Raw genomic sequence first — 21462 nt, 5'->3', positions numbered from 1 at the left:
GTTCGGATGACCTATCTCTCAAACGAGAAGGTAACCAACCACTTTCACGATGTGGTGATCATCGGCTCAGGTGGCGCCGGCATGCGCTGTGCACTGCAGCTTGCCGATGCCGGACACCGCGTCGCCATTGTGACCAAAGTGCTGCCGACCCGCTCCCACACTGTGGCGGCACAGGGCGGCATCAATGCCTCGCTCGGCAATGTCCTATCCGACCACTGGCAGTGGCATATGTATGATACGGTCAAGGGTTCCGATTATCTCGGGGATCAGGATGCGATTGAGTTTATGTGCCGTGCAGCTCCACGCATTGTGCGCGAACTGGAGCATCAGGGGGTGCCGTTTTCGCGTCTTGATAACGGCTCAATCTACCAGCGTCCGTTCGGAGGGCAGTCGCGCCAGTTTGGCGAGGGAGGTCAGGCTTCACGCACCTGTGCGGCAGCCGACCGAACCGGACACGCCATCCTGCATACTCTCTACCAGCAGAATCTGCGTGCCGGCACCCATTTCTATGAGGAGTATTTCGCACTCGACCTGATTACCGACGATGACGGCTGTCACGGTGTGATGGCCTGGGATATTGCAGGTGGCGGCTACCATCTGTTCCAGGCCAAGGCCGTGATTCTGGCTACCGGTGGCGCAGGGCGAGTGTTCAAGGTGACCACCAATGCCCATATCTGTACAGGCGATGGCGGTGCACTTGTGCTGGATGCCGGGCTGCCGATGGAAGATATGGAGTTCTTCCAGTTTCATCCCACCGGCATTGCCGATGTCGGTCCGCTGATTACCGAGGGGGTGCGCGGAGAGGGCGGTTACCTGCTCAACTCTGAAGGTGAGCGGTTTATGGAGCGTTATGCGCCGACTGCCAGGGACCTGGCCAGTCGCGATGTGGTGTCGCGCGCTATTGCGCTGGAGATTCGCGCCGGCCGCGGTTGCGGACCGAAAAAGGATCATGTCCTGCTGAAACTCGATCATCTGGGCGAAGACCTGATTATGGAACGGCTGCCCAATATTCACGAACTGGCGCTTCGTTTTGCCGGTGTGGACTGCACGAGGCAGCCGATTCCGGTGCAGCCTACGATGCACTATACCATGGGTGGAATTCCGACCAACCTCCATACCGAAGTCGTGCGTTGCGGCGGGGATGGGGAAGTGGCGGTGCCGGGACTCTATGCGATTGGTGAGGCCGCATGTGCATCGGTGCATGGCGCCAATCGCCTGGGTGGCAACTCGTTGCTTGAGATTGTCGTGTTTGGCCATGCCTGTGGTGAGCGGGTGAACGGTTTCCTGAAGCAGCGCCGTTATCATCCTCCGCTTGACCCCGATTGCTGGAAGCCTGCCGTGGCGCGGGTTGAACGCTGGTTTAATTCGATCGGCAGGAGTGAGAGCGGCCCCAGGATTGCCGATGTGCGTGTCCGCATGCAGTCGATCATGTCCGACCATTTCAGCGTCTACCGTACTGAGGGTGTGATGCGTGAAGGGGTTGAGATGATCGAGGCACTTGCTGAAGAGATGTCGGAAGCCCATATCGAGGATGGTTGCCGGCTGTTTAATACCGAACTGATCGAGGCGATGGAGCTGGAGAATCTCATGGCACTGGCACGCGTTACTGCCGCCGGAGCGCTGGCACGCACCGAATCGCGCGGCGCCCATGCGCGTGATGACTGGCCTGAACGCGATGATGAGAAGTGGCTGAAGCATACGCTGGCCAGTATCAGGGATGATGCGGTTGAGCTCGATTACAAGCCGGTACGGATGAAACCGATGACCATCGAATCCTTCCCGCCGAAAAAGAGGGTTTACTGATGGCTGAGATGATCAGGCTGTCCGTATTCCGTTACGACCCTGAAAAGGGTGGCGAGCCCCATATGCAGTCGTTTGAGGTGCCCTTGTTGAACGCTGGTATGAAATTGCTCGATGCGTTGAACTACATCAAGTGGGAACTGGATGGGACGCTCACTTATCGCCGCTCCTGTGGTGAGGGCATTTGCGGCTCAGATGGGCTAAATATCAATGGTGTCAACGGGCTTGCCTGTATTACCCCCATCGAAGGTTTGAAGCAGCCGATTCATGTGCGGCCGCTGCCGTCGATGCATGTGATTCGTGATCTGGTTGTCGATATGGATCACTTCTTCGACCAGTACCGCCAGATTCAGCCCTGGTTGCAGACCATTACACCGGTGCCTGAGCATGAGCGACTGCAGTCGCCCGAAGACCGGGCACGGTTGGATGGCTCCTATGAATGTATTCTCTGTGCCTGCTGCACCACTTCCTGCCCGTCCTGGTGGTGGAACGGCGATCGTTTCCTGGGCCCTGCAGCACTGTTGCACGCCAATCGCTGGATTATCGACTCACGTGATGAGGCTACGGGTGATCGCTTGGATCAGGTGGAGGATGCATTCCGCCTCTATCGTTGCCACCAGATCATGAACTGCATGGAGGCATGCCCGAAAGAGTTGAATCCGACAGCGGCAATCGACCATATCAAGCGCAAGCTCTTGGCGCGAAAATCCTGATATCAGCTTTCCTATGGGTGAGACGGAGTTAAAGCTTCGCCGTATGCGTTACCGCTTGAACAGGCAGGGAATGCTTGAGCTTGATGCATGGCTATCTCCGTTGCTGGAGGCGGAGACGGATGATGTGCGGGTTTTGGATGCCATCGAGATGCTGCTAAAATGCGAACCGCCCGAATTGCAGAACATGATGGCGGGGAGATCCGAGATTCCGAAAGCGCTGGAGAGGTGGTTGTGCAGGTAAATATTCGTGCTGTAACAGTGTTGTTGCTGACCATATTCGTGGCCGCCTGCACGCAGGCGGTGAAGCCTGCCACCGAGGTTGAACCCGAAGCTGCAGCCTCTCTGCTGCTGTTTGAACCGGATCATGTCGATATGGGTGCGGTTAGGGAAGGTGATGACGCCGTTGTCTACCTGCGGGTGCGCAACTCCGGCGACTCGATGCAGCAGATTGCCGATGTGCAGACCTCTTGCGGCTGCTCCGTGGCCGAGCCCGAGGAGCGCCTGATTATGCCGGGCAATTTTACCCGCATTAGGGTGTCGATCGATACCTTTGCCAAGCTGGACGATGTCAGAAAGTGGGTGCTTCTTACCGATGCAGAGGGAAGAACCAGCAAGGCGTGGCTTACACTTACAGTGCGCCCCAATCCGCATATGGGTAAAACGTCGCGTTCGATCTTCGATGGCAAGTGCGGTGCCTGCCATTTTGAACCGGCCAGCGGCAAGGTGAAGGGGCCTGATATCTATGCGGCTGTCTGTTCCATGTGCCATGGCGAAGGGGCTATGGGGGGGGTAGCACCGGCCATCGCACATATCCGGGAGAAGGATGTTTTGGCCTCCCTGATTGCCAACGGTACAGGCTCACAACATATGCCCGGATTTGCCACGCATGCAGGTGGTCCGCTCACTGATAAGCAGATCAATGCACTGAGCGACTGGTTATCGAAGCTGGACGAATAGAGCAAAAATCGCTATTTTCCGGCCTCTCAAAGAAGGGGGCCTTTTCATGAAAAAAGATACTGTAATTGCACCGTCCATCCTGTCGGCCGATTTCGCTCGTCTGGGTGAGGAGATCGCTGCTGTCGACAAAGCTGGCGCTGACTGGATTCATTTCGATGTGATGGATGGCTCGTTTGTGCCGCCGATTACCATCGGTGACAATATCTGCAAGGCGATCCGCAGCTATACCGACAAGCCGATCGACGTGCATCTGATGGTCAACCATCCTGATACGCAGGTTGAGGCCTTTGCCAATGCCGGTGCCGATATCATTACCGTGCATCAGGAGGCGTGTACCCATCTTGAACGCACCCTGCAGCTGATCCGTTCCTACGGTAAAAAGGCGGGTGTGAGCCTGAATCCGGCTACACCTGTTTCCACCATCAAGCATGTACTGCACTGCACCGATCTGGTGCTGCTGATGAGTGTGAACCCGGGTTACGGTGGTCAGTCCTATATTCATGCGGTCACTGAAAAGATTCGTGAGGCGCGTAAGATGCTCGACGATGCCGGTTCTGATGCGTGGCTGGAAGTTGATGGCGGTGTGAATGTTAAGACCGCTGCCGAGGTTGGTGGCGCTGGAGCTGACGCGATCGTGGCCGGTTCGGCTGTTTACAATGCACCGGATTATGCCAAGGCAATCAAGGATATCAGGGATCTGGCCGAAAAGGGCTGACAACTTTCTGATACGTTCTCCTTCCTGAAAGGTTGGGTTCGTAAGCATTGAAGCCCGCTACTCGTACTACGAGTAGCGGGCTTTTCTTTTACTCATCGGGGATCCGAATTCAGGGTAACCCTGCACGGCTTGTGGTTTGTGCGGCTTGCCTTTTTATTTTCTCATTTTATCTTCCAGAATCCGGAGATCCTGTTAGTATCAGGGGTTGACCGGATATTGAGGGGCTGATAGTCATCACCCTTTAGATTTATCTGAAAAATAGGGAGGGGGTTCTATGACAGATCAAGCAGATCAGTCGCGTCGTAACTTTCTTTATGTTGCTGCCGGAGGCCTGGGTGCAGTAGCTGCAGCCGGAACCGTGGTACCGTTTATAGGCAGCATGCTGCCTGCTGCGGATACACTGGCGGCTGCAAAGACAGAGTTTGACGTATCGACTGTTGAAGCGGGACAGCTTGTCACTATTCAGTGGCAGGGTAAGCCTGTATTTGTTGTTCACCGTACAGCTGAATTGCTGGCACAGGTGGATGGGCACGACGATAGTTTAAAAGATGCCAATTCAGAGGCGATTGCCGAGGTTCAGGCTGAGTGGATGGATACTGCTGAGAAACGCAAGTACCGCGCAATCAAGCCGGAGTACCTTATCGTAGTTGCAAGCTGCACGCATCTGGGTTGCATTCCATTATTTAAGCCGAGCGCAGGGCGCAAGGACTGGGGTGATTCGGTTCCTGCCGACTGGCCGGGTGGATGGCACTGCCCGTGTCATGGTTCCTACTATGACATTTCAGCGCGCGTTATTAACGGATCACCTGCACCGCATAACCTGCATGTGATGCCATATACATATACATCCGACACCACTGTGGTGATCGGTTAATTCAGGGGGAGGGAAAAAGTGTTAGATAAAATTATGAAAACACAGCTGTTCGCCTGGATTGACAAGCGAACTGGTGCTGAGGCGATCATCAAGTCTCAGTTGACGGAGTATCCGGCACCAAAGAATCTGAACTACATGTGGAACTTCGGTTCCCTGGCACTGCTGGTGCTGGTACTGCAGATTCTGACCGGTATTTTTCTGGTGATGTATTACAAGCCATCGGCTGAAGCTACATTCGGCGGTTTTACCGTCGCATTCGATTCGGTTGAACGTATCATGCGAGACGTGAACTTCGGCTGGCTGATCCGCTATATGCACGCGGTCGGCGCTTCGATGTTCTTTGTTGTGGTCTATATGCATATCGGCCGCGGTCTTTACTACGGATCATTCAAGAGTCCGCGTGAGTTGCTCTGGATCATCGGTGTTGTGATTCTGCTGATTATGCAGGGTGCCGCATTCTTCGGTTATCTGCTGCCATGGGGCCAGATGTCCTTCTGGGGTGCAACGGTGATTACCAACCTGTTTGGTGCGATTCCGGTGCTCGGTGAGTATATCGGCCAGTTGCTGGTTGGTGGCTTTGCTGTAGGTGACCCTACACTGAACCGCTTCTTCTCGCTGCACTACCTCTTCCCGCTGCTGCTGGCGGCGATTGTTGGCGGACATATCCATGCGCTGCATGTGGTTCACTCCAACAACCCTGAGGGCATCGATCTGCACAAGCCTGAAGAGCAGATTCCGTTCCATCCTTACTACACCATCAAGGATGCATTCGGCGTAGCGTTCTTCCTGCTGTTCTACTGCTACATCGTATTCTTCAATCCGCAGATGGGTGGCTACTTCATCGAGGTGGATAACTACGTGCCTGCGAACAACCTGCAGACGCCTGCGCACATTGCGCCGGTCTGGTACCTGACGCCTTGGTACACGATTCTGCGTTCGTTCGAGAGTAAGCTGCTTGGTGTGGCTGCAATGGGAGCATCGCTTGCGATCCTCTTCGTGCTGCCGTTCCTCTGCCGCTCTGCAGTTCGTTCGGCCCGATACCGTCCTGTCTACAAGATCATGGTCATCATGTTCTTCGTTGATGTGATTGTGCTGGGCTACTGCGGTCATTCGGCTCCAACAGCTACGCTGAAGGTTGTCGGCCAGATTGCCACTGCATACTACTTCCTCTTCTTCGTAGCTCTGCCGTTCCTGCCGAAATTCGAAAAGACGAAGCCTTTGCCGGAGGGGATTTAAGATGAAAATGACTAAATTCTTGATGGCAATGATTGCTGCAGCGGTGATGGGTTTCTCCACACAGGCCGTGGCCAGTGGTGGTGGCGCTCACCTTGAGCATGCCAATGTTGATACAACCGATCAGGAGCAGATTCGCCGCGGCCTGACCGTATTCACCGATGTCTGCATGGGCTGCCACTCAGCAAAGTATCTGACCTACCGTGGTCTGATGGCTTACCCTGAAATCGGCCTTACGCGTGAAGAGGTGGATGAACTGCGTGGTGAGAAGTCACTGATGAGTGGCATGATCTCCGATCTCTCCATCGAAGATGCTGTGGTATCCTATGGTAAGGCTCCGCCTGATCTTTCACTGATCGTTCCGGGCCGTCGTGGTGGTGCAGACTATGTCTACTCACTGCTGACTGCTTATGAGCACGACCCTGAAGGGAAGGTTCCGGACGGTAACTGGAATAAGGTATTCCCGGGTAACCGTATCGCGATGCCGGATCCGCTATCATGGCTTGATCATGATGCAGCCGATGAGGCTGAGCTGAGGCAGCAGGCAGAAGATGTTGCTGCGTTCCTCACCTTGGTCGGTGATCCACACCAGAACACCCGTCGTGCCATTGGCTGCTGGGTAATGGGCTTCCTGATCCTGCTGACGCTGGTGCTCTGGCGCCTGAAGGTGGAAGTCTGGAAAGACGTAAAGAAACACTGATCTGAAAAGTCAGCAGCATAAATCGAAGGCCCGCCAATAGGCGGGCCTTTTTTATTGTGTGATACATGCCTTGAAGGCGGGGTATTTGGTATATATTCGTTGTGAGTCAGCAAAGCCAAGGCCAGAACAGGTTCACCCTGTCAGGATTTCGCTTGTGACCAGTAACAGCAGTACGAGCAGAATGGCGAGTATCAATTGGAAACGCCTTAACCAGAAATTTTCCATGGTTCGGTTGCCTCCAGTCATCAACATGAGATTCTGCCATTATAGCATAACGTAAATCACCTGCACTTTATCAGTGCTGTTTCAACTGCCACTTCAGTCCAGATTGCCCGTGAAGTAATGCGATGAGTGGTAATTGTTTTATTTTAATGATATTTCGCTGTATTATCTCGTTCTTTCTGGCTGCAAGCTTTCAATGTGAAAGGAGATTGAAAACCATGCAGTAGATGGGTGGTAAGCCATGGATGGTGAGTTGGACAGGCTAAGATTGCTGAAGCACGAGCAGGTTAAGCTGCTCTACGCAGCCATGCCTGCATCCGCTTTTGCAACGTTTATCAATGCTGCAGTGCTGGCTTTTGTTGAATGGCGTGTGGCAGATCCGCTGCTGTTGAGATCCTGGCTGGCTGTAATCCTGATCGTCACATCTTTCCGTTTGGCTATGGCGCTTAAGTTCAATAAGGCTCAGCCGGGCCCTGATCAAGTAGCCAAGTGGAATATCGGCTTCAATATCGGTGCCGCTTCTGCCGGCCTGATGTGGGGCAGCGCATCGCTCTTGCTGTTCAGTGAAGCATCCCTCGTACATCAGGTGTTTCTGGCGTTTATTATCGGGGGGATGTGCGCCGGTTCAGTGACCTCGCTGTCACCGCTGCGACTACCGGTATTCAGCTTTATACTACTCTCTCTTGTCCCGCTTATTGTCCGTTTCTTTATGGGTGCTTCAGAAGTGTCCTATGCCATGGCAGGTATGCTGTTTCTGTTCCTGATTGTGGTGCTGGTGAGTGCAGGCAGAATCCATCTCAATTTCAGGCAAAACATCGAACTGCGGATGCAGAGCGAGTTCAATGCCGCGGCACTTGTTGAGAGCGAGGAGCGCTTTCGCGAACTCTTCGAAGGCAACCGCAGCGTTGAACTGGTGATAGATCCTGATGATGGCAGCCTTGTCGAGGTGAACCGCGCTGCTGAGGAGTTTTACGGCTATGGCAGGGGGCAGCTGCTGGCCATGAATATTTCCGACATCAATACCCTTTCAAAGGAAGAGGTGAAACAGGAGATGGCGCTGGCCAGATCGGAGAAGCGCACCCACTTCATGTTCAAGCATCGCCTCGCAAGTGGGGAGGTCAGGGATGTGGAGGTGCACTCCGGCCCCATCGCATGGAACAAGAGGAGGCTCCTGTATTCGATCGTTCATGATGCGACCAAACGCGTACGCGCAGAGTTTATTAATAGACGAACCTCCGAAATCCTCGAGATGATCGCCTTGGCGGAGCCGGAGCAGAAGGTCCTGGATGCGATCTGCCTGATGTATGAAAAGATCAACCCTGAGATGAAAGCATCCATTCTGAAGCTGCAGGGCGATCAGCTGTTTCATAGTAGTGCCCCAAGCCTGCCGGAAGCATATTGCAAAGCGATCAATGGTATGAAGATCGGGGAAGGTGCCGGTTCCTGTGGTAGTGCGGCTTATCTGGGCAGGCAGTTTATTGTTGAAGATATCGCCAGCGATCCGCTGTGGGCCGATTACAAGGATGCAGCACTGCATCATCATCTGCGTGCCTGCTGGTCAGAGCCGATTTTCGGGCATGACAGGAGAGTGCTTGGTACCTTCGCGATGTATTTTGATCATTCTGCTGCTCCGGACAGTGATCAGATGAATGAGATCAGAAATGCCTCGCGGCTGGTTTCTCTTGTCATGGAAAAAGAGCGGCGCGAAGCAATGCTGCGTAAGCTTTCACAGGCCACCGAACAGGCCGGTGAATCTGTCCTTATTACAGACAGGCATGGAAATATTGAGTACGTGAACCCCTCATTTACCCGAATCACGGGCTATGCAGCGGAAGATGTGCTGGGTAAAAATCCCAGGGTCCTCAAGAGCGGCAATCAGACAGATGAGTATTACAAGCGGCTGTGGGCAACGATCTCGAGCGGCAATATCTGGCACAATGCAGTCATCGACCGGCGCAAGGATGGCAGCCAGTACCCTGCAATGATGACAATCTCACCGATTCTGAATGAGTCGGGGGAGATTACCCACTATGTCGGCATCCAGCAGGATATGACAGATCATGAACTGCTGGAGGAGAAATTCCGGCAGGCCCAGAAAATGGAGGCGCTGGGAACCCTGGTCGGCGGCATTGCCCATGACTTCAACAACATGCTTGCAGGTATGACCGGCAATATCTACCTGATTAAACGGAGCCTCGCAGGCTCTCCGGAGATTGTAAGGAAGCTTGATGCGGTTGAAGCTCTCAGCTTCCGTGCTGCTGAGATGATCAAGCAGCTGCTTGTCTTTGCCAGAAAAGGGCGGATCGAGATGAAGCCTTTCGGGCTGACCTCATTTGTTAAAGAGGTGGCAAAACTGCATAAGGCGAGCATTCCCGAAAATGTCAGCTTCCAAAGTGACTATTGCAACGATGAACTGGTGGTCAACGGTGATGCCACGCAGTTACAGCAGGTGCTGATGAACCTCTTGAACAATGCCCGGGATGCCGTGGCCGGCATTGATGATCCGATGATCACGCTGAAGATTGAAGAGTATATTGCCGATGAAAGGTTTGCCGGCCGCCATCCCGATATTGAAAGCAGACAGTTTGCCCACCTGATCGTTGCCGATAATGGGTGTGGAATCAGCGATGCCGAAAAGGAGCATATCTTTGAGCCCTTCTTTTCCACCAAGGAGGTCGGCCTGGGTTCCGGGCTTGGACTCTCCATGGCATATGGGGCGATCCAGAGCCATCACGGCATGCTCGAAGTGGAGAGCAAGATTGGCAAGGGGAGTTCATTTCATATCTACCTGCCACTGCTGGAGGAGAAAACGATCCAGGTCGTTTCTGATGAAATCAGGGAAGCTGTTTCCGGCAAGGATGAACTGATTCTGGTTGTCGATGACAATGCCGAAATACGGGAGACCAGCAGGGAGGTGCTGGAGAGTATAGGCTATCGGGTAGTAGAGGCCTCAAACGGTCTTGAGGCTGTCGATGCCTATATTGCAAAGCAGCAGGAGATTGCAGTCATTATCATGGATGTGGTGATGCCCAGACTTAGTGGTGTGAAGGCGGTCGAACGCATCAAAGCACTCAACCCTGATGCTAAAGTGCTCTTTTCCACCGGATATGACAGGGATGAAACATTGAAGGGTGAAATGCCTTCGGACGACTATGTGGTTCTTTCCAAGCCGTACAGTATTGTGAAGCTGAGCAATGCTATCCGGGAGCAGATTGACTCATAAGGGGTGTTCCCGTCTGCAGGTTTGGGTCAGATCCATGGATGGGGATGGCGGTTTTTCCCTTCCTTGACCGTAATCGGCCTGCTTCGTAGTCTCAGCAACCCTTTACGGGCCACCTTCCAGCGGAGAAAAAACCTTATTCATGCGCGAATTTGAAAAGATCAAACGCCTTCCACCCTATGTGTTCGCAGTTGTAAACCAGCTGAAAATGGAGCTTCGCCATGCTGGTGCGGATATTATCGATCTCGGCATGGGTAATCCTGACCAGCCGACACCACAGCATATCGTCGATAAACTCTGTGAAGCAGCGCAGGACGGACGCAATCACCGCTACTCGATGTCCAAGGGCATTCCCGGGCTTCGCAAGGCAATCTGTGGCTGGTACAAGCGCAAGTTCGATGTCGATCTTGATCCCGAGACGGAGGCGATCGCCACCATCGGTTCGAAAGAGGGGTTGGCACACCTGGCTGTGGCAATTACCAGTCCCGGCGACCTGATTCTGACTCCGAATCCCGCCTACCCGATCCACCCCTACGGTTTTATCATTGCCGGTGCCGATATCCGCCATGTTCCTATGGGACCCGGACGTGACTATTTTGAAGAGGTGCAGAAGGCGGTTAAGGACTCATGGCCGAAGCCGAAGATCCTCGTGGTCAACTTTCCCTCCAATCCGACTGCCGAGGTGGTCGACCTCGATTTCTATGTGAAGCTGGTCGATTTTGCCCGCGAAAACGATCTTATCGTTATCTCAGACATTGCTTATGCAGAGATCACCTTCGATGGTTACCAGTGCCCATCCATTATGCAGGTGCCAGGCGCCAAGGATGTGGCGGTCGAGTTTTATTCGCTCTCCAAGACATATAACATGCCGGGCTGGCGTATGGGTTTCATGGTGGGCAACAGGGAAATTGTCGGCGCACTTGCCAAGATCAAGTCCTATCTCGATTACGGTACCTTCCAGCCACTGCAGATTGCTGCCTGCGCAGCACTGAACGGCCCGCAGGATTGCGTGGATGAGATTCGTGCCATGTATCAGTCGCGCAGGGATGTGCTGATCAATGGTATGCACCAGATGGGCTGGATGGCTGAGAAGCCGAAGGCGTCAATGTTTGTCTGGGCTGAAATCCCCGACGAGTTTAAGGCGATGGGTTCGCTTGAGTTTTCCAAGCGCATGCTTAAAGAGGGTGGGGTTGCTGTCTCACCGGGAATCGGTTTTGGCGATTACGGAGATCACTACGTTCGTATTGCCCTGATTGAGAACGAGCACCGGACACGGCAGGCACTGCGAGGCATGCGACAGTTCCTGAGCGCTGGCGGCTGATTTGCAGATACGGTCCCGGAGCATCATGCCCCGGGCCTTGAGCGCTTCACGAATTTCGCACAATTCTTGAAGCTTGCTGAAGCCGCCATGCATCGGTGGGGGAGTTTTCTCCCGTCAGGTACGCTTCGCTGAAAAGTAGATTGGAGAGAATAGATGACTGAATTGAGAGTAGGGCTGCTGGGACTGGGTACGATCGGTATCGGTGTTGCCCGTATTCTGATAGAACAGCAGGATCTGATCAGCCGTCGCCTCGGCAAGCAGGTGCGACTGGTGGCTGCCGCTGATCGTGTTCTGGACCGTGATTTCGGACTCGATCTTTCCGGTGTTCGCTTAAGCAGTGATGCATCCGAAATTGTAACTGCCGATGATGTTGATCTGGTGGTCGAACTGATCGGCGGATATGAGCCGGCCCGTACCTTTGTGGTGACTGCACTTGAGCATGGCAAGCATGTGGTTACCGCCAACAAGGCGCTGATTGCCAAGCATGGTGAGGAGCTTTTTCCGCTGGCGGCAGCCAAGGGTCTGCAGATCGGTTTCGAGGCCGCTGTAGGTGGCGGCATTCCCTGCATGAAGGCGCTGCGTGAAGGTCTTGCGGCCAACGCCATCGAATCGGTTTACGGTATTCTCAACGGCACCTGCAACTTTATCCTTACCAAGATGGAGAACGAGGGGGCCGACTACGCGGATGTGCTGAAAGAGGCGCAGGCGCTCGGATATGCCGAGGCCGATCCCACCTTTGATGTCGAGGGCATCGATACCGCGCATAAACTATCGATTCTGGCCGCCATGGCCTTTGGTTCGAAGATCAAGTTCGACGAGGTCTATACCGAGGGCATAAGCAAGATTACTGCTGCCGATATCGCATCTGCGCATGAGATGGGTTATCGCATCAAGCTGCTCGGTATTGCCAAGCCGCATGCCAACGGTGAACTGCAGCAGGTGGAGATGCGTGTGCATCCCACACTTGTTCCTGTCGATTCGCAGATTGCACAGGTATCCGACTCCTATAATGCCGTACAGATCTCCGGTGACTTTGTTGAGCACACCATGTATTTCGGCCGCGGTGCCGGCGAGCGCCCGACCGCATCGGCTGTTGTGGCTGATATCATGGATATCACAAGTGGTTTTCCGGATGGCATTGCCCATCTGGCGCCACCGATGGGATTTGTGGAGAGTTCTCGCCGCGAAATACCGACCATGCCGATCGAAGATGCCGTCTGTGAATATTACATTCGCCTGATGGTGAAGGATCAGCCGGGCGTGATTGCCGCGGTCACCTCGATCCTTGCTGATCACCGCATCAGCCTGGAGGCGCTGATCCAGAAAGAGCGCCATGCCAGCAACACCGTCCCGATTGTCATGATGACACACGAGACAACCGAAGGAAATCTGCAGGCGGCGGTCAGTCGCATTACCGGCCTTGATGCCGTAGAAGAAGATGTGCTGATTCTCAGAAAAGAATCAGCTGTCGCTTAAGGAAGGGTAAAATGCCTCGATATGAAGGAATCATTAACCGTTACCGCGCTTTTCTGCCTATAGAGAAGGATGATGCGGTCATCACACTCTATGAGGGCAACACCCCGCTGCATGAGTCGCATAACCTGCGCAATGCGATCAATCCCGAACTGAAGATTTTCCTCAAGTTCGAGGGTCTGAACCCGACCGGCTCGTTCAAGGACCGCGGCATGACCATGGCGGTGACCCAGGCCTACAACAGCGGTTCACGCAAGATCATCTGCGCCTCCACAGGCAACACCTCCGCATCGGCTGCCGCCTACGCCGCCAACTGTGGTATGGAGGCCTATGTGCTTATCCCCGATGGCAAGATTGCGCTCGGCAAGATGAGCCAGGGCATGCGTTACGGCGCCAAGGTGATCCAGATTCGCGGCAACTTTGATGATGCGCTGGAGCTGGTGCGCGAGATCTCCGCTGACGGTTCGATCTCGCTGGTGAACTCTGTCAATCCATACCGTATTCAGGGCCAGAAAACCGCATCGTTTGAAATTGTCGATGAACTCGGCTTTGCCCCTGACTTCCACGCATTGCCGGTCGGCAATGCCGGAAATATTACCGCCTACTGGATGGGTTATAAGGAGTACCACGAAAAGCGTGTCTCCAAAAACCTTCCGAAGATGCTCGGTTTCCAGGCTGCTGGAGCTGCCCCCATCGTGCTGGGGCACCCGGTGAATAATCCTGAAACGATCGCAACCGCCATCCGAATCGGCAAGCCCGCTTCATGGAAGCAGGCTGAGGCTGCGCGCGATGAGTCGGGTGGTGTCATTGATATGGTGACCGACGAGGAGATTCTCGAGGCATATAACATGCTGGCATGCCTCGAAGGTGTATTCTGCGAGCCTGCCTCTGCGGCATCGGTAGCCGGCATTATCAAGCTCAACAAGGCCGGTTACTTCCAGCCGGGTCAGAGCATTGTCTGCACGCTGACCGGTAACGGACTGAAGGATCCCGATACCGCAATGAAGGGCGTTGCATCACCGGTCACCATCGATGCCACCGAAGATGCGGTGCGCAGGGTTCTGGAGTCCTGATTCGGAAACTTCGATGACGCCTTCGCTGCTGATTATTACTCAGGCGTTTATTTCAAATCAGGATGGAGTCACGCTCCATCCTGATCTTTTTTTGTGGCAGCAGCAGTTGACTTCTCGCAAGAAGGTCTGGTTCCAATGCGCTGAGCGCACGCCTGTCGAATGGTATGCACTGCTGCAGGGTGTTGATGCAACAGCGCTGCTCGCCGGCAGGGTTGATAATCTGTCCGATAATATCTCTCAGTGCTGGAGTGTTACCCCGTATCACGCCATGCTGGGCCGTGATTCGGTTCGGCTCTATCCTGAAGGGCTTTTCACATGGTCTGAGGCTGACGCAACATGGCTCTGCGATACACTCAATCCGTTGCTGGGCGAAGAGGGGATGAGTCTGCACCACCATGGTGCGGCACTGCTGCTTGGCTGCCAGGAACCACTTGATGCCAATCCACTCTCCTTTGCCGCCATCTCCGGAAAAGCGATGCCGAACCGTCATCACGAGGGGGCGGATGGTGGCCGGCTCAACCGGCTGATCGCCGAGATTCAGATGGTTCTGCACCAGCAGCAGCCGGAGCAGCGGCAGGCAGGTGAAGTGGAAATAAGCGGCCTCTGGTTCTCGAATCCCGTTGCATGGCCGCAAAACCCGGAGGAAAAAAACTACGGGGTGGCGACACGCAATCCGCACCTCGCAGCCATGGTTGATGGCCGTAATGCCGCAGTCATTATCAGCGAAGCAGAACGCGTGGAGGGGCTGCTGAAGGGGAGTTCGCCACTGCCCAAGCATGTGGTTTTGGCAGGCGAGGGGTATGCACTGCTTTTAACGAAATCGTTACTGCCAAGGATAGGGGCGGTTTTATGCTCCCCTAAGTCGTCGAAGCCTGAGTCCGAACTGCTGGCATATGCACGAGCATGGCTTTAACTATTAATTAATCTTGCCCAACCATTGCCTGTGGGTGTTGTCTGAAAGGGCAGGCCATGCTTATCGGGAACCTTTCAGCAATCATGATGCATGCCGACCCATGTTGTTTTAAAAGCCGCTGATATGATCTCTTTTAGCTGTTGTTGAGGGTGATCTCGGCTCTGAGATAGCCGTTTTCCCGAATATTGAATGTGAACCACTCCTGAAAGAGTAACATCACCATGCCAGATGGAGCCCACTCTTCGTGGTTTTGTAATACCCGTATTTTTCAAATTCCCTGATGTCCAGATTTAGATGTGCCATGGCATTAAACCTGCTTGGAACACTTTACATGTGGCAAGTAAGCTGAATCCGAATGCTGTTTCGGCTAATGGAAGAGCAATTGTTGCCGATACCATATTTGATGATGTTGGAAATAAGCATGATGAAACTAATACATAGAAGAGGGCACTTATGAAAAAAAACCTTCCGGTTAACCAGCAGGAGAGAGATTATGATGCCAAGGCAAGCATCCTCTCTACAACCAATGCTAAGGGAGTTATCACCTATGTGAATGATGACTTTCTTGATATCAGTGGCTTCGAAAAAAGTGAACTGATCAATAAAAGCCATAATGTTGTAAGGCACCCCGATATGCCTGAGCTGGCCTTCGGAGATCTCTGGGCCACGATCAAATCAGGCAAGTCATGGATGGGCATCGTCAAGAACCGCTGCAAGGATGGCAGCCATTACTGGGTTGATGCCTATGTTTCGCCGATCAAGACGAATGGTGTTATCTCTGAGTATCAGTCAGTGCGGCGCAAGCCGGATCGCAAGCTTGTTAATCGGGCCGAGCGCTTCTATAAGAAGATCTATTCAGGCTCTCTTCCATGGTATTTCAACATTCCGGTACCGGGGCTCAGGACAAGACTGATTCTGGCTATGGCCGTTGTGCTCTATGCTCTGCTTTTCCATCTGGTTGAGGGTATTGATCCATCTGCTGCATGGCAGGCTTTTGGCACTGGCCTGCTTTTGTCCGCCGTGATGATTTATGCCATTTCATGGCCGTTTGCAAAACTCGTATCTGCATCCCGCAAGGTGATAGATAATAAGGTGATGCAATATGTTTATACCGGTCGACGGGATGATATGGGTCAGCTCATGCTGGCAATGAAAATGCTGGAATCAGAAAGCGGTGGCATTGTCGGGCGTATGGCAGACTCATCAGATAGGATTGCCGGAGACTCTGGACAGCTTCGACATGCGGTGGATCAGAGTCATCAGGGTCTTGAATCGATGTTCTCTGAAACCAATCTTGTAGCAACGGCCATGACTGAAATGACATCCAGCATCCAGGAGGTGGCGCGCAACGCCCAGAATGCATCCGAAGCTGCTCACAAGGCAAACGAGGAGACAAATATTGGCAGGCAGACGGTTAATGAGGCCACAGGTAAAATTAATGCTCTGGCGACCCTGGTGGAAGAGTCTGCCGGAGTAATCAAAGACCTGGAAAAAGAGAGTGATGAAATCTCCAACATCCTTACGCTCATTCGCGAGATTGCCACACAAACCAGTCTGCTTGCCTTGAATGCAACCATCGAGTCGGCCCGTGCCGGTGAGGCAGGCAAGGGCTTTGCCGTGGTTGCCTATGAGGTGAAAACCCTGGCTACCAATACGCAGGAAGCAATCGTTGAGATTGAGAGTATGATCAGCAAGCTTCAGGGGCACTCCAAATCAGCTGCGGATAAAATGGCAGTGGGTCAGAAGCAGGCTCTCGATACGGTAGAGCAGTCGCAAAAAGTGGCCGATTCTCTGTCAGCTATCGCCTCTTCGGTTAATATGATCAATGAACTGAATGCCCAGATTGCTGCAGCTGTTGATGAACAGGGCTCTGCAGCTGAAGAGATTAATAGAAGCGTCCTTTCGATCAGGAATGCTTCCGAAAGTAATATGGAGGCTTCCACTGAGACTGAAGCATCGAGTGTTTCCCTCAATGATTTGGCTCAGGAACTCAAGGTACTGTCCGAACAGTTCTGGGATAAGCGCATGGAGGCTGATGCCTAGAAGTCATAGGCGCTATTTTACGATCCGGCTGATCACTATGATATGTGGTGTTTGAGAATGTTCTTGGGATAACAGGTTGTCTTGATGGTGAAAGCAGGAGAGTCTTGCGAACACACCATGATCAAGAGTTGTATTCCTAAATGCCCGCTGTAAATACCATCAAACAGCCCGGCGCTACCATAAACTTTATTGGCAGCACCGGGCTTAAATTCTGCTCTTCTGAAAGTGAATCGCCTCTGGCAGCTAGACTGGAGAGGTGGGAATAGATGCTGCCTGAGGGGAGAACAGCCAAAGGCTTTCGACTGATCTGGCGCAACGGATCGCTTGTTGCCGATGATCCGGTGACTGCGTGGGATGGACTTCTTGCTGCCCGCGGCCTCAGCGAAGCGGATCCGTTCTTTTCGCCAAGGCTTGCTGATCTTCCCAATCCGTTTGCAATGACCGATATGGCAAAAGCTGCCGCACGCGTAGCCGATGCTGTGCAGTGTAGTGAATCGATCCATATTTTCGGTGATTTCGACGCCGACGGTGTCAATGGCACGGCGATCCTTGTCGAGGCGCTGAAAGCGGCAGGCGCAACTGTCACGTTTTCGATTCCGCACCGCGCTGACGAGGGGCACGGCATCGGCGTGGAACCGGTGCGCGAGGCTGCCGAATCAGGCGTTCATCTCGGTATCAGCGTCGATACCGGCACCACCTGTTTTGATGCCTGCAGTGAAGCAACTCGCATGGGTCTTGACCTGATCGTTACCGACCACCATCTGCCAGAGGCGACACTTCCCGGTTGCTTTGCACTGCTTAATCCGGCTCGCAGCGACTGCGGTTTTGCCGACCGCCAGCTTTGCGGCACCGGCGTTGCATTCTTCCTGCTGATGGCGGTCTGGAAACTGCTGGCAGAGAGGGGAGTACGCCCCGATTTCGATCTGCGCCTGCTGCTAGATCGCGTGGCTGTGGCAACAATCGCCGATGTTATGAACCTTGTCGGCGTGAACCGCATTCTCGTTCATCATGGGCTCAACAAGCTCAACAGTGCCCCATCGGTCGGCATGCAGGCGCTGCTCAATGTTGCCAGGGTGAAAAAGAGTGTAACGGCTGAAACGATAGGTTTCTATCTGGCACCGCGCATCAATGCGGCAGGGCGCCTGCAGCATGGTGAAGCGGCAATGCGACTTCTCTCAACCCATGATGCGAATGAGGCTGCAGCGCTTGCTGCCGAACTGGATGAAACCAACAAACAGCGACGGCAGGTGGAGGCCGAGGTGTTTAAACAGGCCGAAGCCAAACTGGCCGATTCCAGTGTACTGGCCGTGTATGATGAACGCTGGCATGCCGGCGTGGTGGGGCTGGCTGCAGGCAGGCTGTCACGGAAACACGGCAAACCTGCTGCGGTCGGTTTTGTTACGCCTGACGGCGCTGTGAGGGTTTCTCTGCGCGGCAGGCCGGGATACCATGTCGGAGAGCTGTTAAACGGCTGTGGCGCGCATCTGGAGGGCTTTGGCGGCCATGCAGGGGCCGGCGGCGGCACGGTGAAAGAGGGTGCATGGGAGGCATTTGCCGCCACCTTCGAGAGGGTGGTCGAGGAGCAGGGTGAAAATGCTGCCGATCACATGCAACAGGCGGTGGATGGCGTGCTTGGCCTGTCAGCGATGCATATCGCACTGGCCGATCGTCTTTCCAGATTCGAGCCGCTTGGGCGCGGCAATCCCGCCTGCACATGGCTGGTCGAGAACCTCCATATCGCCGACCGGCGTGACCTCAAAGGTGGTGTTTCACGGCTGAAGCTTACCGACGGAAGCCACTGGATCGACGGTATTGTATTCGGTGCGGGCGGTATGGGCGATGCGATTGCGCCTGGGCTGACCGTCTCGGTGATCGGGCAACTGCAGAAGGATGAGTGGCGCGGCAATGGTGCCGTACAGTTCGTCGTTGAGGATGTTATTTCCTCAGCCTAACTTCTGTCTGAGATCAAAGGGTGTGATTGTTTCAATCTTCTCTTCTTACAAAGCGGATGATCTGTCGACGCGCTTTCTTGTCCGGACGCCTCTTAGGCGCAGGAGCACTGGCGGCATCCAGCCTGCGTAGTTCTCTGCGCACTTCCCGAGCCTTCAGGCTCTCCTCACTCTCTTCATAGAGTGTTTGTGCAGCAGCGGCCGAACCCCGTTTCTCGGCAAGGCTGGTTACGGTGACGATATAGGTTTCATCACCGCGTACGATGCTCAGAACATCGCCTGGCTGCACCTGTCTTGAAGGCTTGAGTCGATCGCCATTCATCTGAACATGGCCGCCATTGACCATCTCGGTGGCCAGCCCGCGCGTTTTATAAAAACGTGCCGCCCAGAGCCATTTATCAATACGAACAGCCATTTCAGCTGCTCCTTCGCTGCTTGGTTGTGACAGGTGCGATCTCCAGCGACTGTTCGCCGCCAGAGAGCAGGGTGGTTCCATCCTGAATCATGAATTGCAGCTGCATGGTTCTTTGGCTGAAACCGGCCAGCGCTGTTACGGCGGCATCATCGATATGGAAGATGGAGAGGTTTGAAAAGCGCTGCAGTTTTCCCTGCATCTTTTCCCACCATGCCGCTGCACCGCTGTTGCCATAGCTGTAGATAATCACCTGATCAGCACGGCCGCAGGCGCGCCTGATACGCTTCTCATCCGGCATGCCGAGATCGATCCAGAGTTCGATCTCATCACTGAAATTCTTCTGCCAGATATCCGGCTCATCCTCCGAACTCAAGCCTTTGGTAAAAGAGAGGTTTTCGCTCGCGTGCAGGGCAAAGGCGAGAATGCGCAGCATCATGCGCGCATCGTTCTCGGAGGGGTGACGGGCAATGGTTAGCGCATGGTCGTTGTAATAGTTGCGATCCATGTCGGTGATCTGCAGTTCAGCTTTGAAAATTGTCGATTTAATGGCCATTCCCCGATTCCATGGCAGATGCAGCCTGATGGCAAGATAAACAGCTGAAATGATCGCCTGCCGGTTGATTTGAGCGGGCAGATATGTAACTTCCACACCCTTTCAGAACTGCTTATTTTTGGAGTAAATCGATGAATATTGAAGACCGGATTGCAGGATTCAGAACGCGGGCGGAAGATTTCGGCAGCCGCTTGGATACTATGCGGAGGTCACTTTGACGTCGAAGCCAAAGAGGAGGACCTGCGCGAGCTGAATGCCCGCATTGAGGATCCGACCCTGTGGGATAATGCAGAAGAGGCACAGCGCCTGATGCAGGAACGCGCCCGGCTGGAGAAGGTGATCAACGAATATAAAAACGCGGTCTCTGAGATTGAAGATGCCTCCATGCTGTTTGAGATGGGTCTGGAAGAGGACGATCGCGACTCTCAGATTGAAGCTGTAGAGGCGCTGGACGCCGTGCAGCCGCAGATCGAGGCGCTCGAGCTTGCCCAGATGCTGGGTGGCGAAACAGATGCCGAATCTGCCTTTCTTGATATCAATGCCGGCTCAGGTGGAACCGAGGCACAGGACTGGGCCGAGATGCTGCTGCGCATGTACCTTCGCTGGGCTGAGCGCAAAGGATTCAAGACCGAGTTGATGGAGTGTACTGCAGGTGAAGAGGCGGGCATTAAATCTGCCACGGTTTCGATCAAGGGTGATTATGCCTACGGGTTTCTTAAAGCTGAGATCGGCGTACACCGGCTGGTGCGGAAGTCGCCGTTCGATTCCGGCAACCGCCGCCACACATCCTTCTCATCTGTTTTTGCTTACCCCGATATTGAGCGCGAAATCGATATCGATATCGATCCGTCCGATGTGAGGACTGATACCTATCGCGCCAGTGGTGCAGGCGGACAGCATATCAACAAGACCGACTCTGCCGTTCGACTGACCCATATTCCAACCGGTATCGTCGTGCAGTGTCAGAATGACCGATCCCAGCACAAGAACCGCGCGGCGGCGTGGAAGATGCTGCAGGCACGACTTTACGAGCGCGAGGTTGAATTGCGCAACTCAGAGAAGCAGGCGCTGGAGGACACCAAGACTGATATCGGCTGGGGTCACCAGATCCGCTCCTATGTTCTCGACCAGTCACGCATCAAGGATCTGCGTACCGGCATGGAGACCAGCAATACACAGGGTTTTCTCGATGGTGATATTGACGGCTTTATCCAGGCGGAACTGATGGGTATTCGCAGGGGTGAAAACAGCGAGTAAACAAAGCTGGCACTAACGATACAAACAGAGA

The 21462-nt window shown here is 53.9% G+C and carries 18 protein-coding genes; 16 read left to right on the top strand and 2 right to left on the bottom strand.

Annotated features, from left to right (window positions below; genetic code table 11):
* Positions 1-6 precede the first annotated feature (6 nt).
* The 15 genes from sdhA to recJ all read left to right on the top strand — a co-directional run bounded on the left by sdhA (position 7) and on the right by recJ (position 19209).
* The gene (gene sdhA, locus Ga0123462_RS06770) at positions 7-1803 is read left to right on the top strand and encodes a succinate dehydrogenase flavoprotein subunit (protein ID WP_100265608.1); all 1797 of its coding nucleotides are present in this window, start codon (positions 7-9) and stop codon (positions 1801-1803) included.
* Positions 1803-2513 (top strand): succinate dehydrogenase iron-sulfur subunit, encoded by a 711-nt coding sequence (locus Ga0123462_RS06765; protein WP_100265607.1) that lies wholly within the window; start codon positions 1803-1805, stop codon positions 2511-2513. The genes sdhA and Ga0123462_RS06765 overlap by 1 nt, the downstream gene beginning before the upstream one ends.
* A 13-nt stretch (positions 2514-2526) precedes the next feature.
* A complete protein-coding gene (locus tag Ga0123462_RS06760; protein ID WP_100265606.1) occupies positions 2527-2754 on the top strand; it encodes a succinate dehydrogenase assembly factor 2 in 228 nt (75 codons plus the stop codon).
* Positions 2745-3470, top strand: coding sequence for a DUF1573 domain-containing protein (locus tag Ga0123462_RS06755; protein ID WP_232726390.1), 726 nt, complete (start codon positions 2745-2747; stop codon positions 3468-3470). Before Ga0123462_RS06760 ends, Ga0123462_RS06755 begins: the two co-directional genes overlap by 10 nt.
* A 46-nt stretch (positions 3471-3516) precedes the next feature.
* The gene (gene rpe, locus Ga0123462_RS06750) at positions 3517-4185 is read left to right on the top strand and encodes a ribulose-phosphate 3-epimerase (protein WP_100265604.1); all 669 of its coding nucleotides are present in this window, start codon (positions 3517-3519) and stop codon (positions 4183-4185) included.
* A 274-nt stretch (positions 4186-4459) separates the two neighbouring features.
* Complete coding sequence (gene petA / locus Ga0123462_RS06745; RefSeq protein WP_100265603.1) at positions 4460-5059, top strand: ubiquinol-cytochrome c reductase iron-sulfur subunit; 600 nt, start codon at positions 4460-4462, stop codon at positions 5057-5059.
* A 33-nt stretch (positions 5060-5092) separates the two neighbouring features.
* Positions 5093-6295 (top strand): cytochrome b, encoded by a 1203-nt coding sequence (locus tag Ga0123462_RS06740; protein WP_100265602.1) that lies wholly within the window; start codon positions 5093-5095, stop codon positions 6293-6295.
* A gap of 1 nt (position 6296) precedes the next feature.
* A complete protein-coding gene (locus tag Ga0123462_RS06735) occupies positions 6297-6992 on the top strand; it encodes a cytochrome c1 (RefSeq protein WP_100265601.1) in 696 nt (231 codons plus the stop codon).
* 463 nt (positions 6993-7455) lie between these two features.
* Positions 7456-10437, top strand: a complete 2982-nt coding sequence (locus Ga0123462_RS06730) for a PAS domain S-box protein (RefSeq protein ID WP_100265600.1) — start codon at positions 7456-7458, stop codon at positions 10435-10437.
* Between the two features lie 139 nt (positions 10438-10576).
* A complete protein-coding gene (gene alaC / locus Ga0123462_RS06725) occupies positions 10577-11755 on the top strand; it encodes an alanine transaminase (RefSeq protein ID WP_100265599.1) in 1179 nt (392 codons plus the stop codon).
* A gap of 153 nt (positions 11756-11908) precedes the next feature.
* On the top strand, positions 11909-13231 hold the full coding sequence (locus tag Ga0123462_RS06720) for a homoserine dehydrogenase (RefSeq protein ID WP_100265598.1): 1323 nt from the start codon (positions 11909-11911) through the stop codon (positions 13229-13231).
* 11 nt (positions 13232-13242) lie between these two features.
* Positions 13243-14301: a threonine synthase gene (gene thrC / locus Ga0123462_RS06715; RefSeq protein ID WP_100265597.1), complete on the top strand. Its 1059-nt coding sequence runs from the start codon at positions 13243-13245 to the stop codon at positions 14299-14301.
* 13 nt (positions 14302-14314) lie between these two features.
* Entirely contained in the window at positions 14315-15214 is a 900-nt protein-coding gene (locus Ga0123462_RS06710; RefSeq protein WP_100265596.1) for a threonine synthase, read from the top strand.
* A gap of 453 nt (positions 15215-15667) precedes the next feature.
* Positions 15668-17257, top strand: coding sequence for a methyl-accepting chemotaxis protein (locus Ga0123462_RS06705; protein ID WP_100265595.1), 1590 nt, complete (start codon positions 15668-15670; stop codon positions 17255-17257).
* A gap of 266 nt (positions 17258-17523) precedes the next feature.
* On the top strand, positions 17524-19209 hold the full coding sequence (gene recJ / locus Ga0123462_RS06700; RefSeq protein WP_100265594.1) for a single-stranded-DNA-specific exonuclease RecJ: 1686 nt from the start codon (positions 17524-17526) through the stop codon (positions 19207-19209).
* A 31-nt stretch (positions 19210-19240) separates the two neighbouring features.
* Here recJ and Ga0123462_RS06695 read toward each other — a convergent pair whose 3' ends face one another.
* Positions 19241-19621, bottom strand: coding sequence for an RNA-binding S4 domain-containing protein (locus tag Ga0123462_RS06695; protein ID WP_100265593.1), 381 nt, complete (start codon positions 19619-19621; stop codon positions 19241-19243).
* 1 nt (position 19622) lies between these two features.
* Positions 19623-20174: a YaeQ family protein gene (locus tag Ga0123462_RS06690; RefSeq protein WP_100266527.1), complete on the bottom strand. Its 552-nt coding sequence runs from the start codon at positions 20172-20174 to the stop codon at positions 19623-19625.
* 131 nt (positions 20175-20305) lie between these two features.
* On the opposite strand from Ga0123462_RS06690, the gene prfB reads away from it, so the two are divergent.
* Positions 20306-21431 (top strand): peptide chain release factor 2 gene (gene prfB / locus Ga0123462_RS06685; protein WP_198507304.1). Its coding sequence is split into 2 segments (ribosomal slippage): positions 20306-20380 and positions 20382-21431, totalling 1125 coding nucleotides; the frame shifts between segments, so codons are not numbered across the junction.
* Positions 21432-21462: the final 31 nt, after the last annotated feature.

The sequence above is a fragment of the Mariprofundus ferrinatatus genome, assembly GCF_002795825.1.
In the GTDB taxonomy this organism is placed as follows: domain Bacteria; phylum Pseudomonadota; class Zetaproteobacteria; order Mariprofundales; family Mariprofundaceae; genus Mariprofundus; species Mariprofundus ferrinatatus.
Note: the sequence above shows the minus strand (reverse complement) of the source record. Positions and strands in the feature narration are given on the sequence as shown.

Coding starts and splice junctions, on each gene's coding strand:
- Ga0123462_RS06695 (WP_100265593.1), bottom strand. CDS start 19,621: ATGGCTGTTCGTATTGATAAATGGCTCTGGGCGGCACGTTTTTATAAA.
- recJ (WP_100265594.1), top strand. CDS start 17,524: ATGCTGCCTGAGGGGAGAACAGCCAAAGGCTTTCGACTGATCTGGCGC.
- Ga0123462_RS06765 (WP_100265607.1), top strand. CDS start 1,803: ATGGCTGAGATGATCAGGCTGTCCGTATTCCGTTACGACCCTGAAAAG.
- Ga0123462_RS06710 (WP_100265596.1), top strand. CDS start 14,315: ATGACGCCTTCGCTGCTGATTATTACTCAGGCGTTTATTTCAAATCAG.
- Ga0123462_RS06705 (WP_100265595.1), top strand. CDS start 15,668: ATGAAAAAAAACCTTCCGGTTAACCAGCAGGAGAGAGATTATGATGCC.
- sdhA (WP_100265608.1), top strand. CDS start 7: ATGACCTATCTCTCAAACGAGAAGGTAACCAACCACTTTCACGATGTG.
- Ga0123462_RS06730 (WP_100265600.1), top strand. CDS start 7,456: ATGGATGGTGAGTTGGACAGGCTAAGATTGCTGAAGCACGAGCAGGTT.
- Ga0123462_RS06720 (WP_100265598.1), top strand. CDS start 11,909: ATGACTGAATTGAGAGTAGGGCTGCTGGGACTGGGTACGATCGGTATC.
- thrC (WP_100265597.1), top strand. CDS start 13,243: ATGCCTCGATATGAAGGAATCATTAACCGTTACCGCGCTTTTCTGCCT.
- alaC (WP_100265599.1), top strand. CDS start 10,577: ATGCGCGAATTTGAAAAGATCAAACGCCTTCCACCCTATGTGTTCGCA.
- petA (WP_100265603.1), top strand. CDS start 4,460: ATGACAGATCAAGCAGATCAGTCGCGTCGTAACTTTCTTTATGTTGCT.
- Ga0123462_RS06690 (WP_100266527.1), bottom strand. CDS start 20,174: ATGGCCATTAAATCGACAATTTTCAAAGCTGAACTGCAGATCACCGAC.
- Ga0123462_RS06740 (WP_100265602.1), top strand. CDS start 5,093: ATGAAAACACAGCTGTTCGCCTGGATTGACAAGCGAACTGGTGCTGAG.
- Ga0123462_RS06735 (WP_100265601.1), top strand. CDS start 6,297: ATGAAAATGACTAAATTCTTGATGGCAATGATTGCTGCAGCGGTGATG.
- rpe (WP_100265604.1), top strand. CDS start 3,517: ATGAAAAAAGATACTGTAATTGCACCGTCCATCCTGTCGGCCGATTTC.
- Ga0123462_RS06760 (WP_100265606.1), top strand. CDS start 2,527: ATGGGTGAGACGGAGTTAAAGCTTCGCCGTATGCGTTACCGCTTGAAC.